A 13787-nucleotide genomic window follows, 5' to 3' on the forward strand; every position below is an offset into this window, starting at 1 on the left:
TAACAGTGAAGCGAAACTATCTCAAAAAATAGAACAATAGGAAGCCGATCCATGACGCAATTAATAACACCCAAGGTAGTGGTGATACCTTTGTTTCAATCTTGGTTTCTACTAATGTCACTTGCTCATCGTCTTGGCGTCTAGCCTTTGATTTCGCTTCTTGCTTTTTAGCTTTGTCGGCAGCTCTTGCCTTGGCTTTTTGTTGTTTCTTGTAAAGAGCAATACCTTTTTCAATACCTTGAGCGATACGTTGTGTTTCCGCTTTCTTTTGACCAGGAAGCTGTGTAGCTCTAGCGATATCCATCGCCTCTTCCTTGGTTTTTTGTGAGGATTCTACTACTTGTTTTTTATGCATAATTTAATCTTTCCATATCGGAAATTAACGCTTTAACAGCACAAATATCCATTCGCTATATTTGGCACATTATGGCCAGTGTAGACCACTGATATTTTAATAAAACAACCAGAATACCAGTATTGATTGTCTCTCTAAAGTCTTCATCTCACCATCCACAGGCAATCCGCGTTGTCGGGATGTTTTTTTGAGCAGTCCCTTGCTCAAAAATCGTCCTGATTTTTGCCCTTGCCTGAGTTTAAAACTGCCTCTCTAGATTTAATCTTCCCGCAGATATTCCTCTTCTGAAGCGGTAATCAAATTATGCAGAAAAGTCAGCACATGCCAGAGTTCGCAGTAATTGGTGCTGGGGTCGGTACATGAGCCCTGAAGGGTCATCAGGTATTGACGGGCAAGAAGATGTAAGGGTTTATTGATTTGTTGAAGTTCTGAATTCGGCATGATCGCCCCTCTTGGAAGTTGATGTTTATTATCACCACCAAGAGGTTCGAATCTCTGAAAGTGGTGAGCTGAACAAGGTTCGAACTACCGCACTTCCGAACGGCCAACCAGAGGTTGCCTTGCCAGCCCACCGTAACTTGAGCGAGATAAGGCTACACATAAAGCGTATGCGATACAAGGCATGGTCTTTATATGCTGGAAGTGAATGTGCGGGGTTCGAATCCCGGCACCGGTTCTGTCGGTGCTTGAGAATCGTAATCGCTGTGGGGGTTCATGGCGATTGGCTGGTTGCCGGATTTTGTGGTGTGTCGGAGAGATTGGTACTTTGGATGACATGGGGTTTTCTGTTTTATGCGAGTGACATCTTAATTTTGACGGGTTGTACGGTGGGCAATAGCTTTGCCGCTCTGTGCCATTGATGCTCGCGCCCCAGACACTTTTGTCGTGGCTAAGCACCCGTGACGCAAAGACTCATCCGCCAGATTAAGCCGCATCACCGACATCACTCAGGAGCTGGCGGTGAAAACATCAAAAGGAATATCATTCAGGGTTCTCGGTTGATTTCGAACTACACTGTACTAGATAGTAACTCGTTTATGCAGCTTCGACGGGATGGTGGAAAATGAAACGTAATTGTCATGGGGTGAGACTTTTCCTTCTTGTTTTAGCTGCTGTGCTATCCAATACCTCTGTTGCTGAAACAACTGATTTTTTGACCCACAGTACACTTGGGAAGGTATATATTGACAAAAATGATGAATTGCGCGGTCTAAAACATGGTGGCAGACGAGCGTTTAATGTGGAACTTGTTCGTGAGATGATGCTTCTTGTAAACCACCCCGTTCAATTTCAGATACTGCCATTCAAGCGTGGACAGATTGAACTAAAAAAGAAAAGAAAGGCTTTATTTAACATCGCAAGAACCAAACCAAGAGAACAATTGTATAAATGGGTTGGCCCTCTTCAGATCGATAATGTCTATTTCTATGAATCTATTCATCGGCCAGATCCTATCACCGACTATGAACAAGCTAAAGACGTTCCGCGGATCTGCGTTCTCCGAGGAACCTCACAACATGAAAACCTGATTGCTCAAGGATTTGAGAACATTTATGACATCAATACCTGGAGTGCTTGCTTAAAAATGCTGGTCATTGGTCGAATAGACTTGGTTCCTGTCAGTGATTCCTTAATCACGACGATGATGGATGAGGCAGAAATCACCTATAAGCAGATCCGGAAAACGCCAGTTTTGGTGCAAAAGAACGCTGGATATATCGCTTTTTCAAAAGACCACTCAGATGATGAGATAGATAAATGGCAACAGGCCTTAGATAAACTGAAACGCTCCGGCAAGTATGATGAACTCGCTCATACCTATCTACACGAATAGCGTTTTTATCCACTTGCCGATCCTGAGCCAATCAGGCTTAATCATACGATATTGGCACAGATTCATTTACACTCTCGGGCAAGAAGATGTAAGGGTTTATTGAAGTTCTGAATTTGGCATAATCCCCCCTCCCCTCATTTCTCACCTTGCCCGGCTATCGCTTTGGCATGTTCAAAGACCTCATTGATATAGGGATGCGGGCTTTTGGCATCGGCCAGTCGCACCAACACAATTTCCAGTGGCTCGCGATAGTCTGACCAAATGTGAACGAGCCTGCCGTCATCGATATATGCCTTCGCTACAGAATAAGGAATGCAAGCCACACCATTGCCGTGTATCGCCATCGGTAGCAGAGATTCAGAAATGGTGGATTGGAAAACAACCGAGAGTTTTTTTGCCTGAGGTGTGGCGTTAAACAGCGGCTGAGACAGCTCCAAAAGCTGAGAAGACGGTGCATACGTCAAATGGGGAATGGATACTTCTTCCAGCAATTCGAGCGAGAACGATGTACCACAAACCCAAATCAGTGCGTCATCCGCCAATTTTAACACTTCAAATTCATCCGATTCGAAATAGCGTGCCGCTTGGTTGCTTTGATAAAACAGTAAACAATCGGCCCGCTGAGATTGCAATGCAGCCTGATAGCCGGTCACTGAACGCACCCCGGAATCGATGCTACTGACAAGCGGTGTTGTCATGTAGTTCAATATTTGCGTAAACCACTGCGGGAAAAAGTTACAAGCCAAAGTATGCAAAGATGCAAACACCATCGGGTTCGGTTTATTGGCCACCATCTCTTCACAGCGTTCCGCCATTTGCACCATTTCTGCGGCAATGGGATAAAGCCTTTTGCCTTCCGGTGTTAACTTGACGGGTGTCCGGCTTCGGTCAAACAGTTCAACATTCAGATGCTGCTCCAGCTGCTGAATTCTGCGACTAAACGCAGCCTGAGAAGATGCATTTAATTGAGCGGCCAATGAAAATTTCTGGCAATCTGCCAAGGTGATAAAATCCTTTAACCAGCGAACATTCATCCTTTAATTCCTTCATCTTTACATTATCGAAATTTTGCATAAGTCATGCAAAATACAAGACATCAAATGCTTCCAATCAGTATAGATAAACGCATAGATTATCATCAAAGGAAAGGGAAATTTAACAACAACCCCATTAAACTGTAATAAATAAAAGGATTTATTATGAGACTTAAGTCAATAGCAGTTATTGCATATGGATTACTGTCCGTCGGTTTCTCAACGGCCAGTTATGCAAATCTTAAAGACGATATTATTCAACGTGGTACGCTGAAATGTGGTGTTTCAAGCGACAAAATGGGCTTTTCATACATCAATGACCAAGGTAAATGGGCAGGCATGGATGTGGATTACTGCCGTGCGGTCGCGGCGGCTGTTTTAGGTGACCCGAAAAAAGTTGAATACATTACCACCACTTCCAAAAACCGCTTCACCTCCCTCGCTTCCGGCGAAATCGATATTCTGTCACGTTCGACAACCTGGACGGTTTCTCGCGATGCCAAACTGGGTGCTGACTTCACCACGATCTGGTTCTACGACGGTCAAGGGTTCATGACGCGTAAATCTCTCGGAATTAAATCAGCAACCGAGCTCAATGGTGCAACGTTTTGTCTCTCTCCGGGGACTACCTCTGAACATAACCTTGCTGATTACTTCGGCTCCAGAGGGCTGACTTATCGTTCCGTTGTTTTTGAAAAGACTGAAGAGCTGTACGCGGCATACCAAAAAGGCCGGTGCGATGCACTCACCAATGATGTCACAGGATTAGCGGCGCGCCGTACCCTGTTTAAAGATCCAAACCAGCACGTCATTCTCCCGGAAGTGATTTCAAAAGAACCGCTTGGCCCTTACGTCAAACAAGGCGATAACGAATGGCGTGATGTCGTTACCATGGTCGGTAACGCGCTGATCGAAGCTGAAGAGTTAGGTGTCACGCAACAAAATGCCGCAAAGCTGGCTAAATCATCACCAAAGCCTAAGATTAAACGTCTGCTTGGGACTGAAGGCAGCCTTGGCACAGATTTAGGTCTGAAACCGGACTGGGCACTGAAAGCGATTGAAGCAACCGGAAACTACGGTGAAATTTTTGCCCGCAATGTCGGGGTCAATTCACCCCTGAAATTTGAACGTGGAGCGAACGCGCTATACACCAACGGTGGCTTAATGTACTCCCCGCCTTTCCGTTAATCGACTTTAACGACCAGCCTGCGTTTGCGTGGGCTGACCTTCCATGGACAGGTTGGAATCACACATGAAATTGACCAAAGGAACCCTGATAGACTGGGGCCAGCAAGCCTTACTGTTAATCACGGTGACACTCTTATTTTGGTACTTAGGTACTAACGCTTCTGAAAATATTGGCAAACTTGGCATTACCACGGGTTTTGACTTTCTTCGTGAACGTGCCGGTTATGACATCTCGTTTAGCCTGATTGATTACAACCAAAATGATACCTACTTAAAAGCCTACTACGTGGGGGTTGCCAACACACTGCTGGTTTCGTTTTTAAGTATCATTCTGGCAACCGTCATTGGCTTTATTATCGGTGTCGGTCGCGTCTCGAATAACTGGGTGGTCAGTCGCCTGTGCCGTGCATACGTGGAATTGGTTCGTAATGTACCACTCGTGGTTCAGCTCGTTTGGTGGTATGCCCTGTTTCTCAGCTTACCGGCGATTCGCAACAGTATTCAGCTAAGCGATAACATTTACCTTTCTAACCGTGGCTTGGCCATTCCCCATTTGTCATTCGCGGGCTGGGGCGGCTATATATTTCTCGCGTTGCTTGTCTCGTGTTGTGCGGCATTTGCCTATCGCAGAGCGGTATTCAGCAAGGTTCAGTGGGTCGGTTTTACCCCGGTTTTATGGCCCCGGCTATTGGCGATCATCGTGTCGTTACCCTTGTTGGTGGTTCTCTATACTCTGGTCTCCGGCAATTTCGAGTACAGCACACCAAAGCTGGCCGGATTTAACTTTCAGGGCGGGATGATTGTGATTCCGGAACTGGTCGCGCTGTGGATTGCGCTCTCGGTTTACAGTGCCAGTTACATTGCGGAAATCGTTCGGGGCTGTATTCAGTCCATCGCCAAAGGCCAGCACGAGGCCGGAAAAGCACTTGGATTTAACGATTCAGCCATTATGTGGAAATTGATTGTGCCGCAGGCCATTTATCCGATGGTGCCGCAAATCACCAGTGTTTACCTGAATATTATTAAGAACTCGTCACTCGGTGTCGTGATCGGCTTTATGGAGCTGGTGTCCTCTACCGGCGGTACGACCTTAAACAATACCGGACAGGCTATTGAGTGCATCCTGATCGTAATGGGGACGTATTGTGTCTTCAGCCTGGTCACCAGCTTACTGATGAACTGGTATAACTCACACGTTGCGATAGGGAAATAAACATGCAAAGTAAAACTATCATGACATATATTGAACCTCGCCCGGCGATTGAAATAAAAGCGGGATGGCAAGCATGGTGCCGTCAGAATTTGTTCTCTTCGGTATTCAATACTTTTCTCACCATCGCAGGCTTACTGTTTGTTATCTGGCTGGTCCCGACACTGCTGAACTGGTTTATTTTTGATGCCACGTTTGTCGGAGAATCCCAAGCGGACTGCGTGTCTGGCGGTGCCTGTTGGTTACCCGTGGTGAACCGTATCGAACTGTTCACTTATGGCATGTATCCGGAGGCGCAACAATGGCGCGTCGATGTCGCCTTTGGTTTAGCGGCCATCGCGATCCCGATGTTGTACATCAAACGCTTTAATAAGCTGGTAATGCTCTGTTATATCGCTGTTTTGCCTTTTGCAATGTGGATGCTGCTCAAGGGCGGAACCTTTGGTTTAGAGACCATCTCGACCACCAAATTTGCCGGCATTATGCTGACCCTGTTTTTGGCTATTTTCGGCATGGTGTTTGCGCTGCCCCTTGGCATCTTACTTGCCTTGGGACGGCGCTCAAAACGGCCGGTGATTCACTGGCTCAGTGTGGCTTACATCGAGTTGGTGCGCTCCGTTCCTGTCATCACCTTGCTGTTTATGGCCTCGCTCATGATCCAGTTATTCCTGCCACCGGGTCAAGAATTCGATGTGTTGTTACGTGTGGTTGCGGTACTGGTGCTGTTCACTGCGGCTTATATGGCTGAGACGATTCGCGGTGGCCTGCAATCGATTCCTCAGGGACAGTTTGAGGCGGCTCAAGCCCTTGGTTTCGGTTACTGGAAAATGATGGGAAAGATCATTCTTCCGCAAGTCCTGAAAAACTCGATTCCACCGTTGCTGAATCAATTTGTCGGTATTTTAAAAGAGACCACGCTGGTGATGATCGTCGGTGTGTTAGACGTGGTCGGTGTTGCTTCCAGCACACTCTCCAACGCGAAATGGGTTGGATTAGAAAATGAAATGTACGCATTTCTGGCGGTGTTTTTCTTTATCTGCTGTTTTTCACTCTCTCAGTACGCTGCTCATTTAGAACGCCGCTTAAAATAATACCCCTTTAGGAGAAGTCACACATGGAAGTCATCAACACCAAGAATTTAAATAAGTGGTACGACTCATACCATGCGCTGCGCGATATCAATCTCAGCGTGAAGAAAGGCGAACGTATCGTGATTTGCGGCCCTTCGGGGTCAGGAAAATCAACGCTGATCCGCTGTATCAACCAGTTGGAAAAGCACCAATCCGGTTCGCTCAATGTGTTCGGTCAGGAAGTCAGTGACACCCCCAAAGACCTGATTGAACTGCGTAAGCAAGTAGGGATGTGTTTTCAGTCGTTCAACCTGTTCCCTCACCTCACCGTGCTGGAAAATTGCGTTTTACCGCAGACTGCAAACCTGGGCACCAAAGAGTCCGTTGCGATTGATAAAGCGTTAAGCTTACTGAAAAAAGTGAAGATCAAAGAGCAAGCCAACAAATATCCGACCCAACTTTCCGGTGGTCAGCAACAGCGGGTTGCGATTGCCCGCGCACTGTGTATGAATCCTGAGGTGATGTTGTTTGATGAACCCACCTCAGCGCTCGACCCGGAAATGATCGCGGAAGTATTGGATGTTATGACCGACCTTGCCAGCGAAGGGATGACCATGCTGTGCGTGACGCATGAGATGGGCTTTGCCCGCAAAGTCGCTGACCGAGTCATCTTTATGGACCAAGGGCAGATCGTTGAAGAAAACAATCCTGAAGCATTTTTCTCAGCCCCCAAATCACCTCGCACACGCGAGTTTCTCAATCAGCTGATTCATCACTAAGGACGTATATGTTAAACGAGTATTCTATTGCGATTCACGGCGGCGCAGGGGCAATGTCTAAAGGCAAGTTAACCCCGGAACAAGAATCAGAAATTACGACGGTCTTGAAAAACATTGTCGAAGACGGTTTAGCCAGCCTGAAAGAAGGTGCCAGTGCGCTGGATGTGGTTCAGGTTGCCGTCAACATGCTGGAAGATTGCGTGTGGTTTAATGCAGGCAAAGGTGCGGTATTCAATCATGCAGGGACTCATGAGCTCGATGCGTCGATCATGTGCGGCAAAACCCTTGATGCCGGTGCAGTATCGGGAATACGTTACAGTCCGAATCCGATTAACGTCGCCCGGGCAGTCATGGACAATTCCCCTCACATCTATCTGGGCGGTGAAGGCGCAGAGCAGTTTGTGCGCGATATCGGGTTGGTCGAAGTAGACAACACCTACTTCTCCACAGAGATGCGCTATCAACAGCTTCAATCGGCCTTGAAAGCACAGGAAGTCATTCTCGAACCCACCCAGAACGACTACAAATACGGGACGGTTGGCGCTGTCGCATTTGATAAACACGGCAATCTGGCCGCTGCCACATCGACCGGAGGAATCACCAACAAACAATATGGCCGTATTGGCGATTCACCGGTGATTGGCGCCGGGACTTATGCCAACAACCAAACTTGTGCGGTTTCAGCGACAGGCCATGGCGAGCATTTCCTCAGACATGTGGTTGCCCACAATATTTCATCCCGAATGGCGCTGGCACACGAAAGTCTGGAGCAAGCCGCCAATCATGTGATCTTTACCGATCTGAAAAGCACCGGAGGCAGTGGTGGTGTGATTGCTGTCGATCACCAAGGGAACATTGTCCTGCCATTCAACACCGAAGGGATGTACCGGGGCTGGGGCGGCTCGAACCAACCTGCACAAGCAAAGATTTACGAATAGCAATCCACTGCGCTACCACGTCAAAATCCAAACGGTTCAATTGACGTCAGACTCCCTCTGGCTGGCGTCGGTTGTTCCTTCCTCAGTCGATGGGTCACCCACCCTCACATGAAGGCACACACGTTGAGAATTGCTTTTCAAGCCATTGCTGAAACTGTTGCTCTTGGGTTCCCGATGCTTGTGATTGTCGCAATAATACATAGTGATAACCGGACAAAATAAAGCCAAAAGGAGCAACCAGTCTGCCATTTGCCAAATCATCAGCGACCAAGGGATATGAACCGATTGCAGCCCCCAACCCATCGACAGCCGCTTGTAAACAGAAATAAAAATGGTCGAATGATTGACTAACACTGTTCAGGTGAAGCTCATGGTTTGATCGGCTTGACCAATCCTCCCACGCGCCACGGCGTGTCTCACTGTGAAGCAGGGTGATAGTTGAAAAATCATGTTGAACCTGATGCCAGTATTGCGGAGAAAACACCGGCCCGACCCACTCTTCCACTAACGGATGCACCCCATAGTTTGCCGGAATATCAAAATCATCACGACGGATGGCCATCGATAAACCAGCCTCCCCTAAAGTGACAGGCCCGCCTGCCGTCGATAATCTGATATCGACACCAGATGTCAGGTAATAGTCCGCCAGTCTCGGCATCAGCCAACGCATGGTTAATGTCGGCTCGCAGGATACTTCAAGATAATGAACCGAAGCGCTCCTTATCTTATGAATGCCGGTGTCTAACGCATTAAAAGCAACATCCGTGTACTGTTTCAGCAGCGTCCCCTCCGGCGTCAGTCTCAATCCTCGTCCTTGCTTGTAAAACAGTGGCTGAGCAAGGTGAGCTTCTAATAATTTGATCTGCTTACTCACCGCACCGTGAGTGATGTGAAGCTTATCTGCCGTCTCCGTGAAACTGGCAGACTCAGCAGCGATGTGAAAAACATGAAAAGCTTTCAGGTGTCTCATTGGTGAATTTTTCTCACATGATATGTGCAATCTTTTCGATTATAACTTGCTCTCTGATAGTTACAATAATCTCAAATCAACCGATGAGAGAACGGATATGGAAATCACAAGCTATATTATTTTGGGATTGTTAATTGTCATAAGCCCCGGGGCAGATTTTGTGCTCGTGGTCAAAAACAGCCTGAGCAGTGGCAGGAAAGCAGGATTGTTGACCGGACTGGGCATTGGGGTTGGCGTCTGCATCCATATTACCTACTCAATTCTTGGCATCAGTCACTTATTGTCACAGAACGTGGTGCTGTTCAACATGATTAAATATGCCGGCTCAGCCTATTTAATCTACTTGGGGGTAACTGCCCTTTTTTGCTCGAAGTTTACATTCAATCATAAAACGGTGTCCCGACCGCAGGAGGCGCACAACCCCCGCAAATATTTTACACAGGGCTTTTTCTGTAACCTGTTAAATCCGAAAACCATGCTGTTTTTTCTCAGTGTATTTAGTCAAATCGTCTCCCCGGACATGGATAACAGCACACCATTTGCGTTGATTTATGGGCTGTACATCGCTGCATTGCATATCTTGTGGTTCTGCCTGATCGCGTTTTTGATTACTTCTGAGAAAATATTAGCGGTCTTCCAGAGGATCGGGCATCGGGTTAATCAGGCCTGTGGTGTCGGCCTCATCGCCTTCGGTGCAACGCTGTCACTCTCTCACTAATCAACATTGTGAGATCATAGACGCATTATTCAAGATAGAATCAGGCACCCTAGGTATGAACTGTCATGGATTTTATCTGATTGTTTAGCAACCGGATTGCGGCTCAAGCCCTGTGATGCAAGTGACAGGGCGCTTCTTTATGAATTGAATACGTCACACAAGATAACTCTGTCAGAAAAAACTCAGCAATAAAAAATAATAATATATCGAGTTCATATAGTAAGTATATTTCTCCACTAATTTCATATAGACAAGTAAACAAAAATCAGGAAATAACCGGTATATTGTTTAACAAAAAATATATGCAACATATTGAAAATAATGCTTTTGTACTCATTTGGTGCAAAATGTAACCGATTGCACCCAAATAATACAAAAAATGCATTTTTATTACAAAAAACACCACTTTTAAATGGCACGAATCATGCTGTATTAACATTGCAGTATTTTCTATTAAAAGGACTTTGTAATGAAAAAAAGATATTTGGTTTCTGCAATCATGTTACTCACCAGCATGTCAAGTTATGCTGATAATTTACCTCATGTAACAATCTACGCTACAGGCGGAACGATTGCAGGTGCATCAGCTTCAAATGTGGATAGTACGGACTATAAAGCAGGCAGCTTAGGGGTTGATAAACTGATCCACGCAGTGCCAGAGTTAAAAGAGTTCGCGGATGTGAGTGGCGTCCAGATCGCTAACGTAGGGTCTCCTGACATCGATAAGAAGACGCTCCTGAATATGGCGAAAACTATCAATGAAGATTTAGCCAAAGATGATACCCATGGGGTTGTTGTGACACATGGTACAGATACATTAGAAGAAACGGCTTTCTTCTTAGATCTGACAGTTAACAGTAAAAAACCAGTCGTCGTCGTTGGCGCCATGAGACCGGCAACAGCAATTAGTGCCGATGGCGCGATGAATTTATATGATGCTGTAAAACTGGCGAGTGTTGATGAAGCAAATGGCCGTGGCACGATGGTTGCCATGAATGACCGGATTAGCCCGGCCTATTACGTGACCAAAACCAATACGCATGCCGTAGAAACTTTCCAAGCGCCTGAAGCTGGTTATCTCGGTGGTTTCATCAGCGGCCAACCCTACTTTTATTACAAAAACACGCAACCAATGGAAAAGCCACATTTTGATATCTCAGATGTAAAAGAGCTGCCGAAGGTCGATATATTGTATAGCTATCAGGATCAGGACGACTCACTGATTAAAGCCGCGATTAAAAACGGTGCGAAAGGGATTGTCATCGCGGGCACGGGAGATGGCTCAACACCGAGCTGGATTCAGGACGCAATTAAGGATGCCATGAAAAAAGGGATTCCCGTCGTCGTCGCGAGTCGAGTGTATACAGGTTATGTCTCAACGCATGACAATGCAATCGGTTCAGGGTTCTATAACCCACAGAAATCAAAAGTGATTTTAGAGCTAGCTTTAGCTAAAGGCGAATCCGTGGATGAGATTCGCAAATACTTTGCCAAACTCTAAAATCTTTATCCGTTATCAAGATAGAATAGAGACTGAGATAAAAATGCCACTGATTCATCAGTGGCATTTTGTTTGTGTGGCCTAGCCTATTAATCTGACTGGCTAAGCGACGATATCTCACCTTGTTACAGTGAACCGATATAACATCTTTGGTTATCACCCTTCACGCTGTTTAAACGATTTCAGAATCGAGCGGATTTGAACTAACACAACAACAGCAAAGCAAGTTGCGAGCACCATTGAAACCGGACGTTCAACGAAAGCCATTGGATTCCCATCCGATTTAATCAGTGATGAGAGTAGATTTTTCTCTAGCATCGGCCCCAGAATCATTCCCAAGATAATCGGAGAAATTGGATACTGTGCCCGTTGTAGTAAATAGCCGACGACGCCCATGCCCAACATCACCACAATTGAAGAGAGTGAGTTATTAATCGCAAAAGAACCAACGGTGCTAAAAATAATAATAATCGGATATAGAATCGCTTTATCAATAAATATCACACGCTTGATAAAGTTAACCACAATGGTCGCTAATGGGAGCAGCATCAAGTTCGCAATGAAGAACAGTATAAATACTGCATAAAGTTTCTCAGGATGGAATAAGAACAAGGTTGGCCCGGGGTTCATATCCTTCATATACAAGACACCGATAATAATCGCGGCTGCGGAATCGCCCGGAATCCCAAAGACCAAAGATGGAATCCAGCTACCGGCTAAGCTCGCATTATTACTCGATGAAGCATCAATGATTGCTTCTTCAGATCCTTTACCGTACTTCTCCGGGTTTTTGGAAAACTTTTGTGACAGTGCATAAGCGATCCATGCAGCAATATCGGCACCAGCCCCCGGCAACGCGCCGATCAGCGTTCCTAAAATGCTGCTACGACCGATATTCAACTTATAGCGCCACATCGTTTTCGGTATGCCCTTAAACAGATTAAAACTCGACTGAGTCGGGATTACATCTTGCTTCTTACTGGTAATCCGACCGGCGTAGTATTCAATCGCTCCGGAAATGGCAAACAGACCGATCATCGCAGGAATAAAACTGATACCCTGCAACATACTCACTTGCCCGAACGTAAAGCGTGGCACACCGGTAATCTGATCGTAACCGACACAGGCGAGAAGCAAACCAAGGCATAACGTCATCATACCTTTAACGGGTTGGTTGCCCACCACTAATGTTGCACAGGTCAGCCCCAACAGTGAGAGCCACGTATATTCATAAGAGCTAAATTTTAATGCGAACCGGGCTAAAGCCGGTGCTGCGAACATCAGGATAAGTGCACCGATGACACCACCGATAACCGAACTGGTCAGGCCAATACCGAGCACTCGATTTAATTTACCTTGCTTCACCAGCTCATTTGAGTCCGCAACATAAGCGGCTGAAGCCGGCGTCCCGGGTATTCTCAACAATGCTCCCGGAATATCACCGGCGTAGATTGATGAGGCCCCGATAGAAATCATCAATGCCAGTGCCGGGATCGGATCCATGAAAAAAGTAAATGGCACCATCAGCGCCACAGCCATAGTCGCGGTCAGCCCCGGAATTGATCCAACGATAAGACCGAACAACCCGGCAGCAATCACCGCGAGAATCGCGCTCATATCGATATACTGAAATGCTTCGACTAAAACAGACATATTCACTCCTATGACCAGAAACCTTCAGGCAATGCCACCATCAGGATATGCCCGAAAACATAATAAATAATTCCTGCAGACAACACCGAAAAGACTATATTCATTAATATTTTCTGAGGGTTACGTAGACTCATCAGGCCAAACAACAACCCTGTCGCACAAATCAGAAAGCCCAGATAAGAAATTAAAAAGGTAAATAACCCAAGCGATACGATAACCAGCAGCAACGCGCGGATTTCTAAAGCAGTCAACCGCAATGGTTCTGGTCGCTGGCGAAGATGAATTACGGCATCCAGTACGGTAAACAGCAATAAAAAAGCACTGAGAATGGTTGGCATATATCCCGCGCCATAAGAGCCGATACCATCATATTGCTGGATACTGGTAATGAGTATAAGCAGTGAAAAAATCCCAAGAATAAATTGGGAAAGAGGTAATGAACGCATAAGATACCTACGTTTTTCTGAGAGCCTATATTGATTACACATCACAACAGGCTAAATTTCCGGGCGGAAACCGAAGACTCCGCCCCTAGGT

The 13787-nt window shown here is 46.2% G+C and carries 15 protein-coding genes; 8 read left to right on the forward strand and 7 right to left on the reverse strand.

Translation table 11 applies throughout. From position 1 onward, the window contains the following. Positions 1–16: 16 nt before the first annotated feature. The 3 genes from VRK_RS09695 to VRK_RS20990 all read right to left on the reverse strand — a co-directional run bounded on the left by VRK_RS09695 (position 17) and on the right by VRK_RS20990 (position 1132). Positions 17–355 carry a DUF2956 family protein gene (locus tag VRK_RS09695; RefSeq protein WP_059121169.1) on the reverse strand — a complete coding sequence of 113 codons (339 nt, stop codon included), beginning with the start codon at positions 353–355 and terminating at the stop codon, positions 17–19. A gap of 258 nt (positions 356–613) precedes the next feature. Continuing rightward, positions 614–796 (reverse strand): hypothetical protein, encoded by a 183-nt coding sequence (locus VRK_RS09700; protein WP_059121170.1) that lies wholly within the window; start codon positions 794–796, stop codon positions 614–616. A gap of 84 nt (positions 797–880) precedes the next feature. After that, a complete protein-coding gene (locus VRK_RS20990; protein WP_157371893.1) occupies positions 881–1132 on the reverse strand; it encodes a hypothetical protein in 252 nt (83 codons plus the stop codon). A 286-nt stretch (positions 1133–1418) separates the two neighbouring features. Between VRK_RS20990 and VRK_RS09705 the strand changes: the two genes are divergently transcribed. Beyond that, positions 1419–2189, forward strand: a complete 771-nt coding sequence (locus tag VRK_RS09705; RefSeq protein WP_059121171.1) for a substrate-binding periplasmic protein — start codon at positions 1419–1421, stop codon at positions 2187–2189. 134 nt (positions 2190–2323) lie between these two features. Here VRK_RS09705 and VRK_RS09710 read toward each other — a convergent pair whose 3' ends face one another. Next, positions 2324–3223 (reverse strand): LysR family transcriptional regulator, encoded by a 900-nt coding sequence (locus tag VRK_RS09710; RefSeq protein WP_059121172.1) that lies wholly within the window; start codon positions 3221–3223, stop codon positions 2324–2326. Positions 3224–3388: 165 nt separating this feature from the next. On the opposite strand from VRK_RS09710, the gene VRK_RS09715 reads away from it, so the two are divergent. The 5 genes from VRK_RS09715 (at position 3389) to VRK_RS09735 (ending at position 8408) form a co-directional block, all read left to right on the forward strand. Continuing rightward, positions 3389–4411 carry an amino acid ABC transporter substrate-binding protein gene (locus tag VRK_RS09715; RefSeq protein WP_059121173.1) on the forward strand — a complete coding sequence of 341 codons (1023 nt, stop codon included), beginning with the start codon at positions 3389–3391 and terminating at the stop codon, positions 4409–4411. A 64-nt stretch (positions 4412–4475) separates the two neighbouring features. Continuing rightward, positions 4476–5624: an amino acid ABC transporter permease gene (locus VRK_RS09720; RefSeq protein WP_059121174.1), complete on the forward strand. Its 1149-nt coding sequence runs from the start codon at positions 4476–4478 to the stop codon at positions 5622–5624. A gap of 2 nt (positions 5625–5626) precedes the next feature. Further along, the gene (locus VRK_RS09725) at positions 5627–6712 is read left to right on the forward strand and encodes an amino acid ABC transporter permease (RefSeq protein ID WP_059121175.1); all 1086 of its coding nucleotides are present in this window, start codon (positions 5627–5629) and stop codon (positions 6710–6712) included. 23 nt (positions 6713–6735) lie between these two features. After that, positions 6736–7470: an amino acid ABC transporter ATP-binding protein gene (locus VRK_RS09730; protein ID WP_059121176.1), complete on the forward strand. Its 735-nt coding sequence runs from the start codon at positions 6736–6738 to the stop codon at positions 7468–7470. A gap of 8 nt (positions 7471–7478) precedes the next feature. Further along, positions 7479–8408: an isoaspartyl peptidase/L-asparaginase family protein gene (locus VRK_RS09735; RefSeq protein WP_059121177.1), complete on the forward strand. Its 930-nt coding sequence runs from the start codon at positions 7479–7481 to the stop codon at positions 8406–8408. Between the two features lie 94 nt (positions 8409–8502). On the opposite strand, the gene VRK_RS09740 is transcribed toward VRK_RS09735, so the two are convergent. Continuing rightward, the gene (locus VRK_RS09740) at positions 8503–9378 is read right to left on the reverse strand and encodes a LysR family transcriptional regulator (RefSeq protein WP_059121178.1); all 876 of its coding nucleotides are present in this window, start codon (positions 9376–9378) and stop codon (positions 8503–8505) included. A gap of 97 nt (positions 9379–9475) precedes the next feature. Between VRK_RS09740 and VRK_RS09745 the strand changes: the two genes are divergently transcribed. Together VRK_RS09745 and VRK_RS09750 are read left to right on the forward strand one after the other, a co-directional pair. Next, complete coding sequence (locus tag VRK_RS09745) at positions 9476–10096, forward strand: LysE family translocator (protein ID WP_059122731.1); 621 nt, start codon at positions 9476–9478, stop codon at positions 10094–10096. 469 nt (positions 10097–10565) lie between these two features. Further along, complete coding sequence (locus tag VRK_RS09750; RefSeq protein WP_059121179.1) at positions 10566–11597, forward strand: asparaginase; 1032 nt, start codon at positions 10566–10568, stop codon at positions 11595–11597. 156 nt (positions 11598–11753) lie between these two features. On the opposite strand, the gene VRK_RS09755 is transcribed toward VRK_RS09750, so the two are convergent. Beyond that, positions 11754–13250, reverse strand: coding sequence for a tripartite tricarboxylate transporter permease (locus VRK_RS09755; protein WP_059121180.1), 1497 nt, complete (start codon positions 13248–13250; stop codon positions 11754–11756). A gap of 8 nt (positions 13251–13258) precedes the next feature. Beyond that, positions 13259–13696, reverse strand: coding sequence for a tripartite tricarboxylate transporter TctB family protein (locus VRK_RS09760; RefSeq protein ID WP_059121181.1), 438 nt, complete (start codon positions 13694–13696; stop codon positions 13259–13261). Positions 13697–13787 lie beyond the last annotated feature (91 nt).

The sequence above is a fragment of the Vibrio sp. MEBiC08052 genome (assembly GCF_001506075.1).
Classification (GTDB): Bacteria; Pseudomonadota; Gammaproteobacteria; order Enterobacterales; family Vibrionaceae; genus Vibrio.